Here is a 23,236-nt window from a genome sequence, read left to right as displayed (position 1 = left end):
GCGAACCGACATTGGTCTTGGCTGTACTAAGTCATTGTTTGGCGCCAATGTTTGGCAGTCCGCCCTGACAACCCAGGAGTGTCTGGTTTGATCGTCTTTCGTTATCTGTCCCGCGAGGTCCTGGTGACCTTGAGCGCCGTCAGCGCCGTGCTGCTGGTGATCATCATGAGTGGGCGTTTCATCAAGTACCTGGCCCAGGCGGCGCAGGGCGTGCTCGACCCGAGCGTGCTGTTCCTGATCATGGGCTTCCGTCTGCCGGGTTTCTTGCAACTGATCCTGCCTTTGGGGCTGTTCCTCGGCATTTTGCTGGCCTACGGCCGTTTGTACCTGGAAAGCGAAATGACCGTGCTGTCGGCCACGGGCATGAGCCAGCAGCGCCTGCTGGGCCTGACCATGGCGCCCGCCGCCCTGGTGGCCTTGCTGGTTGCCTGGCTGAGCCTGAGCCTGGCGCCCCTGGGCGTGGCCCAGGTGCAGCAGATCATCAGCCAGCAGGATGCCCTGACCGAGTTCGACACCCTGGTGCCTGGTCGTTTCCAGACCCTGCGTGATGGCTCGCGGGTGACCTACACCGAGCAGCTGTCGGACGACCGCATCAACCTTGGTGGCGTGTTCATCTCCGAAAAACGCTTCAACCAAGACAAGACCAAGGACCGCGCCCCGTCGGTACTGGTCGCCGAAAAAGGCCACCAGGAAGTGCAAGCCGATGGCAACCGCTACCTGGTGCTGGAAAACGGCTACCGCTACGACGGCAACCCTGGCCAGGCCGATTACCGTGCCATCAAGTACGACACCTATGGCGTACTGCTGCCCAAGCCTGAAGTCAGCGAGGAAGTGACCGAGCGCGAAGCTATTCCGACTTCGCAATTGTTCGGCCAGGAGGGCTTGCGCGAACGCGCCGAGCTGCAATGGCGGTTGTCGTTGCCGATCCTGGTCTTCGTCGTGACCCTGCTGGCAGTGCCGCTGTCGCGGGTCAACCCACGCCAGGGCCGCTTCCTCAAGTTGCTGCCGGCGATTCTTCTGTACATGGCCTACCTGACAATGCTGATTTCCGTACGCGGCGCCCTCGAGAAGGGCAAATTGCCGATCGCCCTGGGCATGTGGTGGGTGCACGGCCTGTTCCTGCTGATCGGGCTTGGGCTGATGTACTGGGAACCGCTGAGCCTCAAACGCGCTGCCCGTCGTGCGGAGGTGGCCCGTGGTTAAACTGGATCGCTACATCGGCATGAGCGTGCTCATGGCCATTCTGGCGGTGCTGGGGATCATCCTCGGCCTGGCCTCCCTGTTCGCCTTCATCGATGAGATGAGCGACCTGAGCGACACCTACACGGTGATGGATGCTGGCTGGTTCACGCTGCTGACCGCCCCGCGTCGTTTGTATGACATGTTGCCGATGGCGGCATTGATTGGCTGCCTGATCGGCCTGGGCAGCCTGGCCAGCAGCAGCGAACTGACCATCATGCGCGCTGCCGGTGTTTCCATCGGCCGCATCGTCTGGGCGGTCATGAAGCCGATGCTGGTGCTGATGCTGGTGGGCGTGTTGATTGGCGAGTACGTGGCGCCGGTCACCGAAAACAAGGCCCAGGCCGACCGTTCCCTGGCCCAGGGTGGCGGTGAGGCGCAGAGCTCCAAGCGGGGTATGTGGCACCGTCAGGGCGAAGAGTTCGTGCACATCAACGCCGTGCAGCCCAATGGTTTGCTGCTGGGCGTGACCCGCTACCGTTTCGACAGTGAGCGCAAGATCGTCACCTCCAGCTTCGCCCGCCGGGCGCAGTACAACGACGACCACTGGCAGCTCAGCGATGTCAGCACCACGTATTTCCGTGGTGACCACACCGAAGTGGTGAAAACGCCGGAAGAGCGCTGGGACGTTTCGGTCACGCCGCAACTGCTCAATACCGTGATCCTGGCGCCGGAATCGCTGTCCATCACCGGCTTGTGGGATTACATCCACTACCTGTCTGACCAAGGCTTGAACAATGCCCGCTACTGGCTGGCGTTCTGGACCAAGGTGTTGCAGCCGGCCGTGACTGCGGCACTGGTGCTGATGGCGATTTCCTTCATCTTCGGCCCCCTGCGCTCGGTGACCCTCGGCCAGCGGGTATTCACCGGTGTGCTGGTGGGCTTCGTGTTCCGCATCGCCCAGGACCTGCTAGGCCCTTCGAGCCAGGTGTTCGGCTTCCCGCCGTTGCTGGCGGTCGTGATACCGGCCGGGATCTGCGCGCTGGCAGGGTTGTGGTTACTCCGCCGAGCGGGTTGAGGGTTTGATCGATGTGCAAAAGCCGACCTAAGGGTCGGCTTTTTTGAGGGTTCAATTCTGGCTTTAGGCGTGTGCTTAACCTTGGCCTGTAGGAGCAGCCTTGTGCTGCGAAGAGGCCGGTGACAGCGCAATCAATCTTGGCTGTTGTCACGGGCCTCTTCGCAGCACAAGGCTGCTCCTACAGAGACGGTGGCCGCATTGAAGAGTGTGCGTAACTGCGCGTCATTTCTTCTGCTTCGGCACCCGCACCAGCTGTGTCTCCGAATAGATGTCATGCCACCCGCGTTTGCGCTTGTCGATCAACGCCCAGAAAAACCCCAGCCCCAGGCACAGCCACGACGCGATCGAGACCACGAAGCGCAACAGTGCCTGCCACAGGCTGATGGCACTGCCATCGGCATTCTGCACCCGCACGCCCCACACCTGCATGCCCAGGGTCTGCCCGCCGTGGGTCCAGAACTTGGCAAAGAAACCAAAGAGCGCGAATACTAGGATCGTCGACAACAACGGGTCGCCATCCAGCGCCCCGGCATCGGTCAGCTCACGCATGCGGGCCTCGCCGATAATTGCCATCTGGATCATCTTGTAAGCGCCCGCCGTCACGATCAGCAGGGCAGTGCACAGCAAAAAGTCATAGAACATCGCCGCCAGCCGGCGGCCTAGCCCAGCGGGCGGGAAGTCACCCTGGGGCAAGAGGGGAGGCTTGGACATTACGCTGCAGCTCCAGATGGCAAAGGCCCATTTTAGGGAACTACGGGCAAAAAAAAGCCCCTGCGCGTCAACGCAGGGGCTCTTTTTTAGGGATTATCAGGCTTCTGGCTGGACTTCGTCAGCCTGCATGCCTTTTTGGCCTTGAACGGCTACGAAGGTAACCTTCTGGCCTTCTTTCAGGCTTTTGAAGCCGTTGCCTTGAATGGCACGGAAGTGTACGAACAGATCCGGACCGCTCTCTGGAGTGATGAAACCGTAACCTTTCTCGTCATTGAACCACTTGACGGTACCGTTCTGACGCTGTGCCATTTTCTTATTTCCTATGAATCTATTAATTTGATAACAGTTACTTTCACATCGTTATTGAATGAAAGCTTACTGGGCTGGGTTGCTGGAAAGTAAGAGACGTCGAACGGGTTGTAGCAGATTGCGGCTACTGGCCCAGGTCACGAACTGTTGCGACCCATGCAAACACAGTGCAGTGACTCTACGCCAACTCCTGCGCGAAAAACAAGCCCTTGCTCGTCAGGAAAACAGGGCTTTTGCCGATAGCCGAACAATTTGTCGCAAACGGCATGGCGCCTGGGCTGGCGCCATGTTCGTTCGTTATTGAACAGGTTCGAAATCGAATAGGACGAAGCTGTTCACCGACCTCATGTTCTGCATTCAGCCACGGTAGTAACGTTGCGGCACGAAAGGCATTTTGCTGACTTTCAAGGCAACCTTCTTGCCCCGTACCAATGCAAACAGTGGGGTGTCTAGCGCGCCATGTTCGATATCGACATAACCCATTGCAACCGGTGCGCCAAGTGTTGGGCCAAAGCCACCACTGCAGACTTTGCCTACTGGGTTATCGGATGCATCGACAATCTCTGCGCCTTCTCGTACCGGTGTACGTTCTTGCGGCAGCAAGCCGACACGCTTTTGTTTTACACCGTGCTGCTGCTGGCCAAAGATGATGTCAGCACCGGGGAAGCCGCCAGCGCGTTCACCGTCGGCGCGGCGCACTCTCGAGATGGCCCACAGCAGGCTGGCCTGAATCGGCGTGGTCTCGATGTTCATGTCGTGGCCATAGAGGCACAGGCCGGCTTCCAGGCGCAGCGAGTCGCGCGCACCCAGGCCGATGGGTTGCACTTCGGGCTCGGCCAGCAGGCGGCGGGCCAGGGCGTCGGCGGCGTTGGCCGGCACCGAAATTTCGTAACCGTCTTCACCGGTGTAACCCGAGCGGCTGACGTAGCAGTCTTCGCCGAGCAGGGTGACCGGGCGGAACTGCATGAAGGTCATGCCAGCCACTTCCGGGGCCAGGCGTTGCAGCACCTTGACCGCCGCCGGGCCTTGCAGGGCCAGCAGCGCGCGGGCCTCGAACAGTGGCTGAATCTCGCAGCGGCTGCCGATGTGTTTTTGCAGGTGGGCCAAGTCCTGGTCCTTGCAGGCGGCGTTCACCACCAGGAACAGCACGTCATCGCCCAGGTTGGCGACCATCAGGTCGTCGAGAATGCCGCCTTGTTCATTGGTGAACATGGCATAGCGCTGCATGCCCACTGGCAGGTCGATGATGTCCACGGGCACCAGGCTTTCCAGCGCCTTGGCAGCGTCGCTGCCACGCAGGATGATCTGGCCCATGTGCGAGACGTCGAACAGGCCTGCCTGCTCGCGGGTGTGCAGGTGCTCCTTGAGCACGCCCAGCGGGTACTGCACCGGCATGTCATAGCCGGCAAACGGCACCATCCGCGCGCCCAGTTCGAGGTGCAGGGCGTGCAGCGGGGTCTTGAGCAGTGTTTCGGACATCAGTGACTCCTTGGTGTTGTTATTGGGTCAACACTCGATGATGTTGACGGCCAGACCGCCGCGGGCGGTCTCCTTGTATTTGCTTTTCATGTCGGCGCCGGTCTGGCGCATGGTGCGGATGACCTTGTCGAGCGAGACGAAGTGCTGCCCGTCACCGCGCAAGGCCATGCGCACGGCGTTGATCGCCTTCACCGAGCCCATGGCGTTGCGCTCGATGCAGGGCACCTGAACCAGCCCACCAATCGGGTCGCAGGTCAGGCCCAGGTTGTGTTCCATGCCGATCTCGGCGGCGTTCTCGACCTGTTGCACGCTACCGCCCATGACTTCGCACAGGGCTCCGGCGGCCATCGAGCAGGCCACGCCCACTTCGCCCTGGCAGCCAACCTCGGCGCCGGAGATGGAGGCATTTTCTTTGTAGAGAATGCCGATGGCCGCCGCCGTGAGCAGAAAGCGCACCACGCCGTCTTCGCTGGCACCCGGTACAAAGCGCATGTAGTAGTGCAAGACCGCTGGGACGATGCCTGCAGCGCCATTGGTGGGTGCGGTGACCACACGGCCGCCGTAGGCGTTCTCTTCGTTTACCGCCAGCGCGTAGAGGTTGACCCAGTCGAGCACCGACAGCGCATCGCGCAGGCTGGCTTCCGGGTGTTGGCTGAGCTGTCGGTACAACGCCGGTGCCCGGCGCTTGACCTTGAGCCCACCCGGCAAAATGCCTTCATGGCGGTAACCGGCCTCGACGCAATCCTGCATCACTTGCCAGATACGCAGCAGGCCGGCACGGGTCTCGGCCTCCGGGCGCCAGGCCGCCTCGTTGGCCAGCATGACCTGGCTGATCGACAGGTGTTGCGCGGTGCAGTGCCCGAGCAGCGCCTTGGCGGACTTGAATGGGTAGGGCAGCGGCGTGCTGTCCTCGACGATACGGTCGTGGCCGGCAGCGTCCTCGTCGACCACGAAACCGCCGCCTACCGAGTAGTATTCGCGGCTGCGGATCTGCAGGCCGGCGTGGTCGAAGGCGCGGAAGATCATGCCGTTGGGGTGGTAGGCCAGTGGCTTGCGGATCATTGCCAGGTGCTGCTTTTCGACGAACGCGATGTCGTGTTCGCCAAGCAGGCGCAGGTGGCCGCTGTCGCGGATGGCCTGCAGGCGGGCAGGGATGGCTTCGGTATCGACGGTATCGGGGTGCTCGCCTTCCAAGCCGAGTAACACCGCCTTGTCGCTGCCGTGGCCTTTACCCGTGGCGCCGAGCGAGCCATACAGCTCGGCCTTGACGCTGACCGTGCTGGCCAGTAGGCCGTCGCGGCGCAGGCCTTCGGCAAAACGTGCGGCGGCGCGCATCGGGCCGACCGTGTGGGAGCTGGAGGGGCCGATGCCGATCTTGAACAGGTCGAAGACGCTCAGTGACATGCTGCTTCCTCCAGGTAAGGCTTGAAGGCGACACTGGACCCTGTGGGAGCGGGTTTACCCGCGAATGCGTCAGTGAGTCCACAATTGCATTCGCGGGTGAACCCGCTCCCACAAGTCAGGCGGTGGGCCGATGAGCTATCAGGCGTCCTGGTAGCTCTCGATCGACGGGCAGGCGCAGACCAGGTTACGGTCGCCGAACACGTTGTCGACCCGGCCGACTGGTGGCCAGTACTTGCTTTCCACCAGGCTCGGCAGCGGGTACACCGCCTGTTCACGGCTGTAGCCGTGGGCCCATTCGCCAACCAGCTCCGCTGCGGTGTGCGGGGCGTTTTTCAGTGGGTTGTCGTCCTTGTCCAGGCTGCCGTTCTCGACGGCGCGAATTTCTTCGCGGATCTGGATCATCGCGTCGCAGAAGCGGTCCAGCTCTTCCTTGGACTCGCTTTCAGTCGGCTCGATCATCAGCGTGCCGGCCACCGGGAAAGACATGGTCGGGGCGTGGAAACCGAAGTCGATCAGGCGCTTGGCCACGTCGTCGACGCTGATACCGCTGGTGTCCTTCAGCGGGCGCAGGTCGAGGATGCACTCGTGGGCAACCAGGCCATTACCACCGGTGTACAGAACAGGATAGTGCTCTTCCAGGCGCCGGGCGATGTAATTGGCGTTGAGGATGGCCATTTGCGACGCGCGCTTGAGGCCGGCACCGCCCATCATGCGGATGTACATCCAGGTGATCGGCAGGATGCTGGCGCTGCCGAACGGTGCGGCGCACACCGCGCCCTGCGGGTTCTCCAGCTGCGCGTGGCCGGGCAGGAACGGCGCCAGGTGCGACTTGACGCCGATCGGGCCGACGCCTGGGCCGCCACCACCGTGCGGAATGCAGAAGGTCTTGTGCAGGTTCAGGTGCGAAACGTCGCCGCCGAACTTGCCAGGGGCACACAGGCCGACCATGGCGTTCATGTTGGCGCCGTCGATGTAAACCTGGCCGCCGTTGTCGTGGATGATTGCGCAGATTTCGCCGATCGCTTCTTCGAACACGCCGTGGGTCGACGGGTAGGTGATCATGATGGCGGCCAGGCGCTCGCGGTGTTCGATAGCCTTGGCGCGCAGGTCCTCGACATCGACGTTGCCACGGGCGTCACAGGCGGTGACCACCACACGCATGCCCGCCATGTTCGCGGTCGCAGGGTTGGTGCCATGGGCCGAAGACGGGATCAGGCAGATGTCGCGGTGGCCTTCGCCGCGGCTGCGGTGGTAGGCGCGGATGGCCAGCAGGCCGGCGTATTCGCCCTGGGAACCGGCGTTGGGTTGCAGCGACACCGCGTCGTAACCGGTGGCGGCGCACAGCATGGCTTCCAGCTCGGTGGTCATCTGCAGGTAACCCTGGCTTTGTTCAGCCGGAGCGAACGGGTGCAGGTTGCCGAATTCGGCCCAGGTGACCGGGATCATTTCACTGGCAGCGTTGAGCTTCATGGTGCACGAACCCAGCGGGATCATGCTGCGGTCCAGCGCCAGGTCCTTGTCGGCCAGGCGACGCAGGTAACGCATCAGCTCGGTTTCGCTGTGGTAGCGGTTGAACACCGGGTGTTCGAGGATCGCCGACTGGCGCAGCAGGTTGGCCGGCAGCAGCGAGCCCGTGCTGGCCGCGAGGGCGGCGAAGTCCGGTTGCGGTTGGTCGCCGGCGAGCAGTTGCCAGAGCGCTTCGACATCCGCCTGGGCGGTGGTTTCGTCGAGCGACAGGCCGACGTGGCCAGCGTCGACCTGGCGCAGGTTGATGCGCTGGTCACGGGCTTTGGCATGCAGGCTGGCGGTGGCTTCGCCGGTGGCCAGGGTCAGGGTATCGAAGGCGCTGTCGCCGACGACCTGAACGCCCATGGCCTTGAGGCCGGCGGCGAGGATGGCGGTCAGTGCATGGGTGCGTTGGGCGATGCGCTTGAGGCCGGCCGGGCCGTGGTAAACGGCGAACATGCTGGCGATGTTGGCCAGCAGCACTTGGGCGGTGCAGATGTTGCTGGTGGCCTTCTCGCGGCGGATGTGCTGTTCGCGGGTTTGCATGGCCAGGCGCAGGGCGGTCTTGCCGAAGCGATCGATCGACACGCCGACCAGGCGGCCCGGCATGTCGCGCTTGAACGCATCGCGGGTGGCGAAGTAAGCCGCGTGCGGGCCGCCAAAGCCCAGTGGCACGCCAAAGCGTTGGGCGCTGCCGATGGCCACGTCAGCGTCGAACTCGCCTGGTGGGGTCAACAAGGTCAGGGCCAGCAAGTCGGCAGCCACGGCCACCAGGGCGTTGGACGCGTGGAAGCGCTGAACCAGGTCGCGGTAGTCGAACACGTCACCGTTGCTGGCCGGGTACTGCAGCAGTGCGCCGAAGAAAGCGCTGACATCGGTCAGTTCACGTTCGTCGCCCACCACCACGTCGATGCCCAGCGGCTCGGCCCGGGTGCGCAGCACGTCGAGGGTTTGCGGGTGGCAGTGGCTGGAGGCGAAGAAGGCATGGCTGGTCTTGTTCTTCGACAGGCGCTTGCAGAAGGTCATGGCTTCGGCGGCAGCGGTGGCTTCGTCGAGCAACGAGGCGTTGGCGATCGGCAGGCCGGTCAGGTCGCTGATCAGGGTCTGGAAGTTCAACAGCGCTTCCAGGCGCCCCTGGGAAATTTCGGGCTGGTAAGGGGTGTAGGCGGTGTACCAGGCCGGATTTTCCAGCAGGTTGCGCAGGATCGGTGCCGGGGTGTGGGTGTTGTAGTAACCCTGGCCGATGTAGCTCTTGAACAGCTGGTTCTTACCGGCGATGGCTTTCAGCGAGGCGAGTGCGTCGGCTTCGCTCTGGCCGTCTTCAGCACCGAGCACGCTGGTGCCTTTGATGCTGTCGGGGATGACCGCGGCGGTCATGGCGTCCAGGGAATCGAACCCCAAGGTGGCGAGCATGGCCTGTTCGTCAGCGGCGCGTGGGCCGATGTGGCGGGCGATGAATTCGTTGGCGGTGCCGAGGTTGATGGTCATGGTGCGGTTCCTCAGGCGTCGTCGTTGGCTTTGAGCAGGCGGTCGTAGGCGTCCTGGTCGAGCAGGGCGGTCACTTCGCTCATGTCGGCCGGGTTAAAGCGGAAGAACCAGCCTTCACCCATCGGGTCTTCGTTGACCAGTTCCGGGCTGCTTTCGAGCTGGCCGTTGACCTCGACCACTTCGCCGGTCAGCGGCATGTACACGCCGCTGGCGGCCTTTACCGATTCGACGGTGGACGCTTCGCTGCCTTTCTCATACTGCTGCAACTCTGGCAGTTGCACGAAGACCACATCGCCGAGGGCGTTCTGGGCGTAGGCGGTGATGCCCACGGTGACGCTGCCGTCAGCTTCGACGCGCAGCCATTCGTGATCTTCAGTAAAACGCAACTCGCTCATGGGAAATCCTCGAAAAGCAGGGCGGTAGGCGTGGTCGGCCACGCACTTGTTGGATTTCCTGTAGCAAAAATGTGGCCAATAAAATAAAACGCTTATAAATCAATGGCTTGATCGATTATCGAAGTGCTCGTGAATACGAGGCCGGAATGAAATCGATACAGAAGGTCCACGGCCCAAATCGCCAGTCGTGGCAAACCCTTATAGATACAGATCGGTGTGGGGGTGTATTGATTTCATTACGTTGTATTGAAACCAATACACCCACGTCATCTAAGCCTAGCGGGCGACACCGGGCTCAGGCTGGCGACGCTTGGCGCTGTTGCAGGCGCACCGTCAGCATCCCTGACAGCGAGATCAGCCAGAGCACCAGGAACACGCCCGCGATCGCCAGGTTAGACGCCAACGGCAGCGCACTGACGATGCCCGACGCCAGCGACCCGAACACCAGCATCAGGCAGCCTTGCAGGCTTGCCGCTACGCCTGCGCGGTCGGGGAACAGGGACATGGAGCGGGCCATGGCGTTGGAAAAGATAAAGCCCTGGCCGAACGCGACAAGCATGATGCCACCCAGGATGCTGACCAGGTTCAGCCCAGCCGGCATGGCGGCGATGCTCAACACGCCGAGCAGGAACAGCAGCATGCCCGTCCACATCAACGTGGCCGCCTGGACCCTGCGGATCAACGCGCGATTGACCAGCGTCCCGACCAGATAGCAACTGCCCACCGCCAGTGCCGTGGTGCCGAAGTACTGTGCGTCATGGCCCAGCCGTTCCTGGACGATATGCGGGCCAATCACGTTCCACAGCAGAAACGCCGAGAAACTTGCCCCCAGCACGATGACCGAAGAACGAAAGCGCCCGTCAGCCAGAATGCACCGGTAGCCCACCAACGTTTGCATGGCACTGCGACGGGCAGTGGCGGGCAGGGATTCCTTGAGCCCAGCCAGGACGAACGCCATCACGATCACGGCGTAGACCGCATACAGGACGAAATTGTAGCGCCACCCCAGGTAGACCTCGATCATGCCGCCCACATAGGGTGCGATGACGGGCCCGAGGCCGAACGCCAGGCTCAGGTAGATGATCGCCACATAGAAGCGCGGGCCCTTGACGATATCGACCAGCAAGGCACGGGCAACCACTTGGCAGGCACCGATCGCAAAACCTTGCAGTGCGCGGGCCACCAACAGCATTTCGATGGAGGTCGAGAAGGTGGCCAGCAGGCTGCCGCTGAGGAACAGCACCAGGCCCAGGATTACCGCCGGCCTGCGCCCGCGCGCATCGGTCATGATGCCGAAAAATAGCTGGCCGATGGCATAGAACAGCAAGGTGATGGTGATGGTGTTTTGCATGAGCGACGGGCTGGCGCCTAGCTCATGCCCGATTGACGGCATGCTCGGCGCATACAGGTCGATGGCGATCCCCCCGACGCTGTTGATCAGGGGCGCAAGGAACACGATGAAATTCTCGTAACGCTTGTTTGCGTTCATGGTTACCTCCAGTGCTCCGGGCACGGCCATGCCCGGAGCCAGATGTGGTCAGGCGGATGCCTGGCAGGTGAAATGCGGCTGGCTCAGCGCCAGGGCGGGGGCATTGCCCCAGGTACTCGGTGCAGACAGGCGCGAAGCCACCACCCGTGGTCCGTGTTCGTAGTAGTTGCCCCAGTTGACGCCAGGGTCCTTGAGCCTGTTACGGTCGGCACCGCCCAGGTCCTCAAGGGTGTCCACCAGGGGGATCAGCAGCTGGCGCACTTGCTCGGTCGCGGTCAGCACCACCAAGCCGAAATTTCGCAGGGCCAGTGTCTTGATCACGTTGTTGAGCAAGTACTTCCCGGCCCCACTGCCGCTATGAAACGAGGCGAAGGCGCCCACTTCGGCAATGCGTGCCCGATCGATGTGGTAGCGCTCATCCAGGCTTTGATCCAGGTAGTACTCGCTGAACAGCTTGCCGGAATCGCCGTAGCTGATCCCCGCACAGGCGTAACCTGGGGCTCCACCGTTGGCACCGGTCAGGCAGACGAACAGATCGGGCTGGGGCTCTGGTGTCGCGCCATAGTGCTTGAGGTAGTGGGCACGTACCGCTTCCTGCAGGCATCGGTAGCCAGGTCGGCCTTTGTAGAAATTACGCACGATGTACATGGTGGCTTCCTCAGGCGTACATCTGGTCGATGAACCGCGCTTCGATCTCGGCCCTGCGTGGCCGCCCCGTGACGGTGTAGAACTGATCACGGAAGGTGGCGATGTCAGCGATGACGCGAATCTGCCTGACCCTGGCAAAGTCGGCGAGCCGGTGCTCCAGGCGCGCCATTTCCTGGCGGACCGAGTCAGCGCAGGCGCTGCTCAAGACGATGGCGCAGGGCTCGTCCTTGCCTTCGCCCATGACGATCATGTCGTCTACCAGAGCGCTCTCTTTGTAGACGTTCTCGACCCATTCAGGCGAAATGTTGCGTGCGGTAGACAGGATGATCACGTGCTTCTTGCGGCCGGTGATGTACAGATAACCGTCGCGAAATTCGGCGATATCGCCGGTATGCAGATACCCGTCGGACAGGTCGCAGGCAGTATCGTCGGCGTTGTAGTAACCGGCGCAGAGGGTCGGCGTGCGGACCAGCAATTCACCGTCGACCAGCTTGGGTTCGATGCCATCGAGCAGTGTGCCTGCCGAGCCGATACGCCGTTGCGCCGGTGAGTTGAGCGAAATGATCGAAGAGTTCTCGCTCAGCCCATAGGCTTCGAACACCTGCACGCCATGCGCTTCCAAGGCTTCCAAAACCGTTACCGGAATCTTCGCGCCGCCGGTGATGATGTGCGGGCGTTGTGGCCCGAACAGTTCCTCGACCGAGCAGTGCTTGAGCAGCAGGTTGGCCTCTTCCAGCAGCTTGGGCGGCAGGTACAGGAAGTTCGGCTGGTTGGGGGCTATCAACTGCAGGTACTGCCGTGCGTTGCCGCTGGCTGCGCCGTATTCGGTCATGCCTTCGGGCATGAGGGTCAAGGTGCCGCCGGACAGAATCGGGATGAACACCCCCAGCACCTGCTCGATCAGCAAACTCATGGGGACAATCGAGAAGTAGTGCAGCGGCTGTTGTGGCAGGCGCTTCATCACGTTATCGACCAGCAACCCGACGGCCTCGTCGCGGATCATCACCCCTTTAGGTTTGGAGGTGGTGCCGGACGTGTGGATGATCGAAACAATGCCGTCCGGGATGAGCTCGTCCTCCTGGCGCCATTCATCACCAATGGTCTCGTGCATGAGTTGCGCGGGGATGAAGCACGCCTTGTCCGGCAAAATAGCGTGCAGGCGGCCGGCGGTTTGCTCATCGCTGACGAACACTGCCGCCGCCTTGCCCAGCAGGCTGCCGATCTGGTCGTCGGAGAACTCGATGGGAACCGGTAGCAACACACCGCCTACTTTCTGGATCGCCAACAAGGTGTACACCCACTCGTAGCAAGAGCGCATGGCGATGCCGAACACTTTGCGTTCGCAGCGGCCAACCCGCCCCTCGAGGGCATTGGCCAGTCGCATCACGTCACGGCGCAATTCGTGCAACGTGTAGGCGCGACCGTTCATTTCCTTGATCACTACGCGGTCGGGGGTGGCGGCCAGGTAGTCCTGCATTTTTTGGCTGATCATTGGCCGATACCTCCAATGCGGTAGCTTTGCGCGCCGAATATGCGCCGTGAGGGGTCATCCAGGCGTCGGCGACCGTGCATCACCCGGGTGTTGTCGATTACCACCAGGTCGCCCTTCTGCCAGAAGTGGCTATAGGTATTGCGGGCGGTGACTTCTTTGATTTCGTCCCAGATATCCAGGGCGATATCTTCACCATCGGCCCAGGTGATAAGCGGCGGTTCATAATTGACGCTGGGGCCGAGCATCGAATTGCAAAACGCTTTCTTGCCGCTGAAGCAACTGGTTTCAACCGCGGAAATAACCAGTTCGGACGCAATCAGGTTCTGATCGATGCGACGGTAAGTTTGGCCACTGACAAGTTGATTGACGTGGTGCAAATGCTCGTCGGTAATATCATCGATGGGCAGTTGCAGTTCAATGCTCAGAAAACGTTTTACATTGTTCCAAGGGATGCGCCGGCTGTAACGAATTTCACGGTTCTCAAAACACTTTCGGGTCTTCGAAGACAAGTCGAACAGTACGCGTTGGCCGTCGCACAAGGTCGTCTCAGAGCCCACGGCTGCTGGCTCCAGGCAGTAGAACCACTGCAGGTCGGGGTTGAATGGCAAGTTACCGTTCTCACGGTGCAGCCCCATTTCATTCACCCCGGCCTCGATTTCTGCCGTGTTGGACGTGGCGGCTTTGCGGGCCGGGTCGAATGTCACGCGGGCGGAATGCGCACTGACGAAGTCGTTGAAGTCCGGCAGCGTATCGGCAAAGTCGCGGTAGATAATTGCGCCACTGTGGGCGAGGTCTTCATACAGTGTTGCACTGTTGATTGAATCGCCTACCCGCAGGTCGCGGTCGACGGCATAGATACATTCGAAACCGTAGCACGGCGTCGGTTGTCGATAGAACGGAAACACCGTGGGTTGTACGTGCGCCAGCATGACTTATTCCTCCGTGAACTGTGGGTCAGGTAGAACACCGCTACCCGATGACCTCACAGTAAGTGAAAAGAACAAGCTGCTGGTTTTAAGAAATCTAAACGCGATGGGAAAATTTAATAAAGCGGGTCATCGTTCCGTCAACAGCGTTTGCGCCACCGCTTCGACCAGTGCGCGCAGGCTGGAAATATCCTTGCTGTCGCTGCGGTCGCGCGACCAGATCATGTCGAGGGTGAAACTGGGGAACCCCAGCGGCGGTTTGCACACCTTCAGCCCAGGCGCGATGCGCAGGTGCGGCAACAGGCGTGCGGGCAGTGCCACCGTGGCGGGCACGGCGGCCACGATATTCACGCAGGCCTGATAGCCGTTGGCGCGCACCAGCACGTTGCGTGATCGGCCAACCTTGTCCAGCCAGCTGTCGACCATGTTCTTTTCCGATATCCACGGTGTCGGGAACACATGGGGCGAAGCACAGAACTCGTCCAGGCTCATGGCCTCTTCACTGGCGAGCATGCCTTGGCTGGTTACGCACACGAAATCATCGCTGAGCACGGGTTGCCACTGCAGCTCGGGGTGCATCTGGTGATAGCCCGGGCCAAAGCCGATGGCAATGTCGATGTCGCCTGAAATCAGCCGGTCCACCGGCAGGTCACGGCTCAAGCGTTCGAGGTGCAGCGAGGTATTGCCGTGGGTACGTGACAGTACTGCCAGCGCCTGCGGCAAGAAGGACAGTTCGAAATACTCGGGCGCGCAGATGCGCCAGATCTTGCGCTGTGCTTGTGGCGAGGCGCTGCTGTCGTCCTCGGCACAGCGGTTGACGGACTCGACCACCACGCGCAGGTACGGCGCAATCTTTTCCGCTTTGGTGGTGGGTTTCAGCACCCCTTGCGACGACGAGAACAAGGTGTCGTCGAAGCAACCGCGCAGGCGCTTCAGGCAATAACTGACGGTGGGCTGGCTGACATTCATCAATTCGGCAGTCCGCTTGGCGCTGCGCAGTTCGAGCAGGTTGATGAACACCACGATGTCCTGCAGATCCAATTGCTTCAGGTAATTGCTGTGAAGCATGAAAATTCCTCCTGAATTTTCCAGTTCATTGCCTGGGCGCACCCTCACCTGGCAGATGAGCGAGCATTTGCTTCAACAGCTGAGCGAAGTGTGCTCGCTGCTCGGCGCTCAGGGGGGCCAGTACCAGCTCCTGGATCTCAGTATGGGTAAGGACGGCCTTATCAATCAATGCCTTGCCCTGTGCTGTGAGGGCCACCTGGGAGCTGCGCTTGTCGTTATTGTCGGCAATGCGCTCGACCATGCCGGCGCTTTCCAGTCTCGCCAAGCGGTTGGTCATCGCGCCGGACGTTATCAGCAACGAGCGATACAGCTCGGTTGGCGTCAGGCGGTAGGGCGCCCCCGCACGGCGCAAGGTTGCCAGGACGTCGAACTCGCCCTCCTTGAAACCATACTGCGCCAGGGCTTCTGCACGCATGCGCTCCAGGTGCTTGCTGATACGCGCCATTCGGCCAAAGATCTCCATGGAGGAAACATCCACGGAAGGCATCGCCTGCGCCCACTGCGCGACGACGAAATCGACATGATCGTTCATTGCTGCACTCATCGTTCAACCTGGAAATGTTTAACCAGCGCACCTTCTGAACCCCCGCACCTTTTAACAATCTTAACGTTAAGCTATCTTGGCGCGGTGAAGCTCAAGGATCAGGAGGCAGCATGGCTTTTTTCATACATGGACAGCATCGTCACTATTATCATGACACCGGCTCCGGTAGCCCTGTACTCCTGCTGCATGGGTTGGGCAACAGCGGCAGGGCGTGGATGCCGCAGCTCAGCGCGCTGCTTGGCCTCGGGCACCGTGTCATCGTACCCGACCTGCTAGGGCACGGTGCATCCAGTGATGCGCCCGAAGGCATCACCGCCTATGCCCAAGCCTTGGAGATGCTGGCGCTGCTGGACCACCTTGGGCTCGACAGCATCCAGCTGATCGGCTTGTCCCTCGGGGGCATGGTGGCCCTTGAGATGGCCTGCCATGCACCGCACGCCGTGGAGAAACTGATCGTTGCCGGCACCTTCGCCAGCATGAGCACGGCGCATCGCCGGGGGCTGCTCAGCGAGTGGGCGGCCGCCTTCGACAAGCAGGATGGTTGCCTCAAGCGCTTCAAATCGAGCTGGCCTGCATTGGTGGGTGCGGACTTCGCCGCCTCGCCCGATGGTCAGCGGCTTTACCAGGCGTGGCACGCCCAGGCGGCGCAGTTACGGGCGCACAACCAGGTCCGCTGGTGCGAGGGCATGAAGCAGTACGACCTGACTGGCGATTTGCAACGCATTCAGGCTGCCACACTGGTGCTCGCCGCAGAATTTGACCCGATCAGCCCCAGCGCCGAGGCCGAAACCCTCTGCAGCAACATCGGTCACGCTCGCCTGGCCACCCTCGCTGGCGAGGGGCACGTATTCAACGTACCGCTGGCACAGGCATTCAACCAGGTAACCGGTGCGTTTCTGCAGGAGCCCCTCCATCATGTCTGATACCCCCAACAAAGCCTGCGTCGGGTTGCTGGCGATATTGATCGGCTTGAACTTGCGGCCGGTCATGGCTGCTATCGGCCCGCTGCTGCAGTTGCTGCAGCACGACCTGGGGCTGAGCAATACCCAAGCCGGCCTGCTGACAACCTTGCCGGTGATGATGATGGGCGTGTTCGCGTTGTCCGGCCCCTGGCTGCTGCGTCTGGTCGGTGAGACCACGGGCGTGGCGACAGGCATCGTGCTGATTGCGCTGAGCTGCGCTGCACGCGCCTACGTCAGCACTGCCGAAGCGCTCATCGCCACGGCGGCACTGGGCGGTATCGGCATTGCGATGATTCAGGCGCTTATGCCAGCGTTCCTCAAAGGCAGCCATCCGCAAAGTGCTGGCATGCTGATGGGGTTGTTCACCACCGGCATCATGGCGGGCGCCGCGTTGGCCGCCGCCACGGCAGCACCCGGCGCGAGCCTGTTTGGCTGGCAACTGTCGTTGGGCTACGCTGCCGTCCCGGCATTGGTCGCCCTGATCGTCTGGCTGTTGCTAGCGCGTGGTACGCCTGGCGGACAGGTGGCGGCCACATTGCCCTACCGCAGCGCACGGGCCTGGTTGCTGTTGCTGTTCTTCGGCATTGGCACAGGTGCCTACACCTTGGTGCTGGCCTGGTTGCCGCCGTTCTACATCGAGTTGGGGTGGACGGCGGCCGAGGCGGGTTACCTGCTGGGGGCACTGACCGTCACCGAAGTGCTCGCCGGGTTGCTCGTGTCATCCTTGATCCAGCGCTTTCCTGACCGCAGGCACCCCTTGGTGTTGGTCATTCTGTTGTTGATAGCAGGGTTGGCGTGCCTGATGGTCGCGCCGGTAGCGTTGGCGGGCGTGGCGACGGTATGCCTGGGGCTAGGCATTGGGGCGCTTTTCCCTCTCTCGTTGATCGTTGCCATGGACCACGCGGATTCACCGTCCAAGGCCGGTGCGCTGTTGGCGTTCGTGCAAGGTGGTGGGTACCTGATCGCCGCCAGCATGCCACTGCTCGCCGGTATCGTGCGTGACCAGCTCAGCTCATTGCACTGGGCTTGGGCGGTGATGATGATCGGTGCCTTCGTGCTGTTGGGGTTGAGCACCCTGTTGCGTCCGGTTGATAACCTTCGGGCTGTTCAACAGGCCTCATGACTTTCCGGGTATACCGTACTTGCGCAGCCGCTGCGCAATGGCGGTATGTGAAGTTTGCAGCCTGCCGGCCAATTGCCGTGTTGAGGGGTAACTTGCATATAAGCGCTGCAAGAGTTCCCGCTCGAAGTCGCCCACAGCCTGCTCCAGGCTCGCCACTTCGCCGTCCTGGCCGCGGGCCACCGAAGTGCCGGCGATGTCCAGGTCGCCAATGTCCACCAGGTTGCCTTCGCAGATGGCCGCAGCGCGGAAAATCACGTTCTGCAACTGCCGCACGTTGCCTGGCCATGGGTTGGCAAGCAGCGCCGAGTGGGTGGCTGGGGTAAGCCGGCAGGGTGGGCGCTGGATCTGCGTGCAGGCCTGCTGCATGAAGAAGTGCGCCAGCATCAGGATGTCCTGGCCACGGTCGCGCAGCGGTGGCACCTGCAGGTTAAGCACGTTGAGGCGGTAGAACAGGTCTTCACGGAAGGTGCCTTCGGCCACCATGCGCTCCAGGTCGCGGTGGGTGGCGCTGATGATGCGTACATCCACCTTCACCTCACGGTCGCCACCCACGCGACGGAAGCTGCCGTCGCTGAGAAAACGCAGCAGCTTGGCCTGCAGGTAGGGCGACATTTCGCCGATCTCGTCGAGAAACACCGTGCCTTGGTTGGCCAGTTCCATCAGCCCCGGTTTGCCACCGCGTTGCGCACCGGTAAAGGCGCCTGGGGCATAGCCGAACAGCTCGCTCTCGGCCAGGCTCTCGGGCAGCGCGGCGCAGTTCAGGGCAAGAAACGGCGCGGCATGGCGGCTGCTGATGGCATGGCAGGCGCGGGCCACGAGCTCTTTGCCAGTGCCGGTCTCGCCGTGTACCAGCAAGGGTGCGTCGAGGGCCGCCACGCGCAGGGCACGGGCTTTGAGGGTACGGATGGCCGGTGACTCACCGAGCAAGGCATCGAAGCCTTCGGCGTGGTCGTGGTGCAAGGCCGACAGGCGCTCGCCCATGCGCGTCGGCGGGTACAGGGTCAGCAGGCCGCCGGCGTTGGTGATGGGGGTGGCGTCGAGCAGCAGGCTCTGGCCATTGAGCTGCATCTCGCGCATTGGTAGGTGGAAGTTGTTGTCTTGCAGGGCCTGAAGCAGCCCGTTGTCGCCGAACAGTTCACCCACCGAGCGCCCGGCCGACTCGCGCCCGCACAGGGCAATCAACGCCGGGTTGGCCAGCAGCACCAGGCCTGCGCTGTCCACCGCCAGCACCGGGTCGCTCATGGCCGCGAGCAGGGCGTCGAGCTGCAGGTGGCGGCGTTGGCCCGGGAGGATGTCGACCACATCCACCGACTGCACGCCCTGCACTTCGAACAAGGCGTCGTGCAACTCTTCGAGCACGGCGGGGCTGAGGGTCGGGGCGTCGATGTAGACGTTCGGCGGGACCATCTCCACGGCGTCCAGGTTGAGGTTGCGGGCACCGAGCAGGGCGAGGACTTCCTGGGTGATGCCGACGCGGTCGATGAAGCTGACGTGGATGCGCATGGGGGAGGCGGATGGTCATGGCCGGGGAGGCCAGTAGTATGCCTTGGGAGCAGTGTTAAACCCAATCGCCGGCAAGCCGGCTCCCACAAGTACCCCGCTGGACCCAAGGTAGTGGAGTACCTGTGGGAGCCGGCTTGCCGGCGATTGGGTCACTCCAGATGTTCAGGCTTGATCGCGTCGCCCGATTTCACGTCCAGCTTTTCGCGAATGTCCGCGAACATGTAATCATAGAGTTTGTGCGGTGAACTGAGGTTCTCGAACTTCTTCGGCGGGGCCAGGTAAGACTGAGCCTTGCGGGTCAACAGCATGAGGAAGCTGGGCAACACCTGGTCCTTGGGCAGGAAGAACTTCTCCTCCACGGTCTTGCCTTCGATGCTGCCATGCATGTGGAACTGAATGCCTCTGCCTTCCTTGGGGTCCGTCGCGGCCTCGTATTCGATGTTCAGGTCATAGCTGTGGTCATTGGTGTTCAGCGCACTGCGCTCGATGTGTACATGACCAGGGTGGTACTGGGCCATGGCAAGCTCCTTTGGAAGGTCGAAAATGGCGGGCGCCGGGCGCCCGCCCACTGCATTCAACGGTAGCTGATCCCAGGCTTGGCGGTGGAAACCCGGGTGCCGGCGGTGCCTTTGACGATGTCTTCGATGTTCTCCAGCGAGCTGATCACCGCCACTTTGCCGGTGTTGCGGGCAAAGTCACTGGCTGCCTGCACCTTCGGCCCCATGGAGCCAGCGGCGAAGCCCAGGCGTTCGAGTTCGTCGGGGTGGGCCTGGGCAATGGCTTTTTGCGTAGGCTTGCCCCAGTCAATGTAGGCCGCATCGACGTCGGTGGCGATTATCAGAAGGTCGGCTTCCAGTTGCTCGGCCAGCAGTGCCGAGCACAGGTCCTTGTCGATGACCGCTTCGATACCTTTGAGCTTGCGGTTTTCGTCGTACATGGTGGGGATGCCACCGCCACCGGCGCAGATCACGATGCTGCTTTTTTCCAGCAGCCACTTGATCGGGCGGATCTCGAAGATGCGCTTGGGTTTGGGGCTGGCCACCACACGGCGGTACTTGTCGCCGTCGGCCTTGACCACCCAGCCTTTTTCCTTGGCCAGGCGCTCGGCTTCTTCCTTGCTGTAGACCGGTCCGATGAATTTGGTCGGGTCTTTGAAGGCCGGGTCGTTGGCGTCCACTTCGACCTGGGTGAGCAGGGTGGCGAACGGCACTTCGAACGCCAGCAGGTTGCCCAGCTCTTGTTCGATCATGTAGCCGATCATGCCTTCGGTTTCGGCACCGAGCACGTCCAGCGGGTAGGCTTCGTCCGGCTTGTAGGACAGCGCCTGCAGCGACAGCAAGCCCACCTGTGGGCCGTTGCCGTGGGCGATAACCAGTTCGTTGCCGGGGTGAATCTTGGCGATCTGCTCGGTGGCGGTGCGGATATTGGCGCGCTGGTTGTCAGCGGTCATGGGCTCGCCGCGACGCAGCAGGGCGTTGCCGCCCAATGCAACAACGATACGCATGGGGAATGTCCTTTATCGGAAAAGTGGGTGCTGCTCCCACAGGGTTCAGGGTTGTTGCTCCCGTCGAGTCAGCCCTTACAGGTCAGCCAGGGTCGACACCAGGATCGCCTTGATCGTGTGCATGCGGTTTTCCGCCTGCTCGAAGGCAATGCAGGCCGGCGACTCGAACACGTCATCGGTCACTTCGATACCGTTGGCCAGGTCTGGGTACTGTTCGGCGATCTGCTTGCCCACCTTGGTGTCCGAGTTGTGGAAGGCCGGCAGGCAGTGCATGAACTTGGTCCGTGGGTTGCCGGTGGCCTTCATCAGCTCGGCATTCACCTGGTAAGGCTTGAGCTGCTTGATGCGCTCGCCCCAGGCTTCGATCGGCTCGCCCATCGATACCCAGACGTCGGTGTGCACGAAGTCCACGCCCTTGACCGCTGCTTTCGGGTCTTCGGTGAGGGTGATGCGTGCGCCGCTTTCTTCCGCGTATTTCTTGCAGCGTTCGACCAGGTCGTCGTGTGGCCACAGCGCCTTGGGCGCGGCGATGCGTACGTCCATGCCGAGCTTGGCGCCGATCAGCAGCAGTGAGTTGCCCATGTTGTTGCGGGCATCGCCCAGGTAGGCGTAGCTGATGTCGTGCAGCGGCTTGTCGCTGTGCTCACGCATGGTCAGCACGTCGGCAATCATCTGGGTCGGGTGGTATTCATCGGTGAGGCCGTTGAACACCGGCACGCCAGCGAACTTGGCCAGTTCCTCGACGATCTCTTGCTTGAAGCCGCGGTACTCGATGGCATCGTACATGCGCCCGAGCACGCGGGCGGTGTCCTTCATGCTTTCTTTGTGGCCGATTTGCGAGGAGTTGGGGTCGATGTAGGTGACGTTGGCGCCCTGGTCATAGGCGGCGACTTCGAAGGCGCAGCGGGTGCGGGTCGAGGTCTTCTCGAAGATCAGGGCGATGTTGTTGCCCTTCAGGTGCTGCTGCTCGGTACCGGTGTACTTGGCGCGCTTGAGGTCGCGGGACAGGTCCAGCAGGTAGCGCAGCTCGCGCGTGGTGTGATGTTCGAGGCTGAGCAGGTTGCGGTTGTGAATATTGAACGCCATGACAGTTTCTCCTTGAGTTTGGCAAACATCCCGGCCGCCGCTTCGTGGGCGCGGCCGGGCGTATGGTCGTTAGTAGTCGATTGGGTCGCGCACGATTGGGCAGGTCATGCAGTGGCCGCCGCCACGGCCCCGGCCCAGTTCGCCGGCGCTGATGGTGATGACCTCGATACCGGCCTTGCGCAGCAGGGTGTTGGTGTAGGTGTTGCGGTCGTAGCCGATGACCACGCCCGGCTCGATGGCCACCACGTTGTTGCCGTCATCCCACTGTTCGCGCTCGGCGGCAAAGCTGTTGCCACCGGTTTCGACCACGCGCAGCTTGTCTTTCTTGCCCAGCAATTGCTCGGATACCACCTCGAGGAACGAGGCATCCTGCGGCGCGATGTTCATGCCATAGGGCTTGCTGGAGTCTGGGGTGATGATGAAGGGTTTGATCTCCTTCACCACCTCGGGGAATACCGTTACCAGGTCGCGGTCGCAGAAGCTGAACACGGTGTCCAGGTGCATCGCTGCGCGGGACTTGGGCAGGCCAGCGACGATGACTTTTTCGGCAGCGCCTTTCTCGAACAGGTTCTGAGCCAGTTGGCCGATGGCATGGCGCGAGGTGCGCTCACCCATGCCGATCAGCACGATACCCTTGCCGACTGGCATCACGTCGCCGCCCTCGAGGGTGGCATTGCCGTGATCCTTGTCCGGGTCGCCATACCAGACCTGGAAGTCGGCACCGGTGAACTCCTTGTGGAACTTGTAAATGGCGGTGGTCAGCAGCGTTTCCTGACGCCGCGCAGGCCAGTACATCGGGTTGAGCGTTACACCACCGTAGATCCAGCAGGTGGTGTCACGGGTGAATTGGGTGTTGGGCAGCGGCGGTAGAATGAAGCTGGAGTGACCCAGGTACTTGTTGTACATCTTGATCACTTCGGCGCCTTCGCTTACTGGAAGGTCCTGGCCAGCCACGCCGCCAATCAGGAACTCCGCCAGGTGGCGTGGTTCCAGCCCTTCGAGCCAGCTACGCACCTCGTTGGTCAGGCCGACACCCACGGTGTCAGAGGTAATCTTGCGGTCCAGGATCCACTTGAGGGCTTCCGGTTGCTGCACGATGTCGGTCAGCAGGTTGTGCATTTCCAGCACATCGACGCCGCGCTCGCGCATCTTGGTGACGAAGTCGAAATGGTCGCGCTTGGCCTGGTCGACCCAGATCACATCGTCGAACAGCAGTTCATCGCAGTTGCTCGGGGTCAGGCGCTTGTGGGCCAGCCCAGGGGAGCAGACCATCACTTTACGCAGTTTGCCGGCTTCGGAGTGGACACCGTACTTCTGTTTTTCAGCGGACATTGTTCATTCC

21 protein-coding genes are annotated in these 23,236 nt (G+C 61.9%); 4 read left to right on the top strand and 17 right to left on the bottom strand.

The window, feature by feature from the left end:
• Window positions 1–87 precede the first annotated feature (87 nt).
• Together lptF and lptG are read left to right on the top strand one after the other, a co-directional pair.
• A complete protein-coding gene (lptF, locus tag MFF34_RS03680) occupies window positions 88–1,203 on the top strand; it encodes an LPS export ABC transporter permease LptF (RefSeq protein WP_027595632.1) in 1,116 nt (371 codons plus the stop codon).
• Window positions 1,196–2,257: an LPS export ABC transporter permease LptG gene (gene lptG / locus MFF34_RS03675; protein WP_027595633.1), complete on the top strand. Its 1,062-nt coding sequence runs from the start codon at window positions 1,196–1,198 to the stop codon at window positions 2,255–2,257. Before lptF ends, lptG begins: the two co-directional genes overlap by 8 nt.
• Before the next feature lie 222 nt (window positions 2,258–2,479).
• Here the strand turns inward: lptG and MFF34_RS03670 are convergent, their stop codons facing one another.
• The 12 genes from MFF34_RS03670 to MFF34_RS03615 all read right to left on the bottom strand — a co-directional run bounded on the left by MFF34_RS03670 (window position 2,480) and on the right by MFF34_RS03615 (window position 15,704).
• Window positions 2,480–2,968, bottom strand: coding sequence for an RDD family protein (locus tag MFF34_RS03670; RefSeq protein WP_027595634.1), 489 nt, complete (start codon window positions 2,966–2,968; stop codon window positions 2,480–2,482).
• A gap of 96 nt (window positions 2,969–3,064) precedes the next feature.
• Window positions 3,065–3,277 (bottom strand): cold-shock protein, encoded by a 213-nt coding sequence (locus MFF34_RS03665; RefSeq protein WP_033701061.1) that lies wholly within the window; start codon window positions 3,275–3,277, stop codon window positions 3,065–3,067.
• 357 nt (window positions 3,278–3,634) lie between these two features.
• On the bottom strand, window positions 3,635–4,759 hold the full coding sequence (gene gcvT / locus MFF34_RS03660; protein WP_238210507.1) for a glycine cleavage system aminomethyltransferase GcvT: 1,125 nt from the start codon (window positions 4,757–4,759) through the stop codon (window positions 3,635–3,637).
• A 24-nt stretch (window positions 4,760–4,783) separates the two neighbouring features.
• Window positions 4,784–6,160, bottom strand: coding sequence for an L-serine ammonia-lyase (locus MFF34_RS03655; protein ID WP_238210336.1), 1,377 nt, complete (start codon window positions 6,158–6,160; stop codon window positions 4,784–4,786).
• A gap of 138 nt (window positions 6,161–6,298) precedes the next feature.
• On the bottom strand, window positions 6,299–9,154 hold the full coding sequence (gene gcvP / locus MFF34_RS03650; RefSeq protein WP_238210334.1) for an aminomethyl-transferring glycine dehydrogenase: 2,856 nt from the start codon (window positions 9,152–9,154) through the stop codon (window positions 6,299–6,301).
• Between the two features lie 11 nt (window positions 9,155–9,165).
• Complete coding sequence (gene gcvH, locus MFF34_RS03645) at window positions 9,166–9,549, bottom strand: glycine cleavage system protein GcvH (RefSeq protein WP_085272669.1); 384 nt, start codon at window positions 9,547–9,549, stop codon at window positions 9,166–9,168.
• A gap of 295 nt (window positions 9,550–9,844) precedes the next feature.
• Window positions 9,845–11,038: a multidrug effflux MFS transporter gene (locus MFF34_RS03640; protein WP_238210332.1), complete on the bottom strand. Its 1,194-nt coding sequence runs from the start codon at window positions 11,036–11,038 to the stop codon at window positions 9,845–9,847.
• 48 nt (window positions 11,039–11,086) lie between these two features.
• Window positions 11,087–11,686, bottom strand: coding sequence for a thermostable hemolysin (locus MFF34_RS03635; RefSeq protein ID WP_099453024.1), 600 nt, complete (start codon window positions 11,684–11,686; stop codon window positions 11,087–11,089).
• A 10-nt stretch (window positions 11,687–11,696) separates the two neighbouring features.
• The gene (locus tag MFF34_RS03630; RefSeq protein WP_238210330.1) at window positions 11,697–13,178 is read right to left on the bottom strand and encodes an AMP-binding protein; all 1,482 of its coding nucleotides are present in this window, start codon (window positions 13,176–13,178) and stop codon (window positions 11,697–11,699) included.
• Window positions 13,175–14,107 carry a TauD/TfdA family dioxygenase gene (locus MFF34_RS03625; RefSeq protein WP_238210328.1) on the bottom strand — a complete coding sequence of 311 codons (933 nt, stop codon included), beginning with the start codon at window positions 14,105–14,107 and terminating at the stop codon, window positions 13,175–13,177. Before MFF34_RS03625 ends, MFF34_RS03630 begins: the two co-directional genes overlap by 4 nt.
• Window positions 14,108–14,233: 126 nt before the next feature.
• Window positions 14,234–15,172, bottom strand: a complete 939-nt coding sequence (locus tag MFF34_RS03620; protein ID WP_099453027.1) for a LysR family transcriptional regulator — start codon at window positions 15,170–15,172, stop codon at window positions 14,234–14,236.
• A 25-nt stretch (window positions 15,173–15,197) separates the two neighbouring features.
• Window positions 15,198–15,704 carry a MarR family winged helix-turn-helix transcriptional regulator gene (locus MFF34_RS03615; protein ID WP_099428413.1) on the bottom strand — a complete coding sequence of 169 codons (507 nt, stop codon included), beginning with the start codon at window positions 15,702–15,704 and terminating at the stop codon, window positions 15,198–15,200.
• A 122-nt stretch (window positions 15,705–15,826) separates the two neighbouring features.
• Here MFF34_RS03615 and MFF34_RS03610 point away from each other — a divergent pair, with 122 nt between their 5' ends.
• Both MFF34_RS03610 and MFF34_RS03605 read left to right on the top strand, forming a co-directional pair.
• The gene (locus MFF34_RS03610; protein WP_238210326.1) at window positions 15,827–16,639 is read left to right on the top strand and encodes an alpha/beta fold hydrolase; all 813 of its coding nucleotides are present in this window, start codon (window positions 15,827–15,829) and stop codon (window positions 16,637–16,639) included.
• A complete protein-coding gene (locus MFF34_RS03605; RefSeq protein ID WP_238210324.1) occupies window positions 16,632–17,801 on the top strand; it encodes an MFS transporter in 1,170 nt (389 codons plus the stop codon). Before MFF34_RS03610 ends, MFF34_RS03605 begins: the two co-directional genes overlap by 8 nt.
• On the opposite strand, the gene MFF34_RS03600 is transcribed toward MFF34_RS03605, so the two are convergent.
• From MFF34_RS03600 to arcA, 5 genes are all read right to left on the bottom strand, one after another.
• On the bottom strand, window positions 17,796–19,304 hold the full coding sequence (locus MFF34_RS03600) for a sigma-54-dependent transcriptional regulator (protein WP_027595647.1): 1,509 nt from the start codon (window positions 19,302–19,304) through the stop codon (window positions 17,796–17,798). The two genes, MFF34_RS03605 and MFF34_RS03600, sit on opposite strands and share 6 nt — an antisense overlap.
• 149 nt (window positions 19,305–19,453) lie before the next feature.
• Entirely contained in the window at window positions 19,454–19,822 is a 369-nt protein-coding gene (locus tag MFF34_RS03595; protein WP_085272674.1) for a DUF5064 family protein, read from the bottom strand.
• 56 nt (window positions 19,823–19,878) lie between these two features.
• Window positions 19,879–20,808, bottom strand: a complete 930-nt coding sequence (arcC, locus tag MFF34_RS03590; protein WP_085272675.1) for a carbamate kinase — start codon at window positions 20,806–20,808, stop codon at window positions 19,879–19,881.
• A 75-nt stretch (window positions 20,809–20,883) separates the two neighbouring features.
• Complete coding sequence (locus tag MFF34_RS03585; protein ID WP_099453034.1) at window positions 20,884–21,894, bottom strand: ornithine carbamoyltransferase; 1,011 nt, start codon at window positions 21,892–21,894, stop codon at window positions 20,884–20,886.
• A 69-nt stretch (window positions 21,895–21,963) separates the two neighbouring features.
• The gene (arcA, locus tag MFF34_RS03580) at window positions 21,964–23,226 is read right to left on the bottom strand and encodes an arginine deiminase (protein ID WP_019471749.1); all 1,263 of its coding nucleotides are present in this window, start codon (window positions 23,224–23,226) and stop codon (window positions 21,964–21,966) included.
• Window positions 23,227–23,236: the final 10 nt, after the last annotated feature.

This window comes from Pseudomonas sp. PAGU 2196 (genome assembly GCF_022179005.1).
GTDB classification, from domain to species: Bacteria; Pseudomonadota; Gammaproteobacteria; order Pseudomonadales; family Pseudomonadaceae; genus Aquipseudomonas; species Aquipseudomonas kermanshahensis.
Note: the sequence above shows the minus strand (reverse complement) of the source record. Positions and strands in the feature narration are given on the sequence as shown.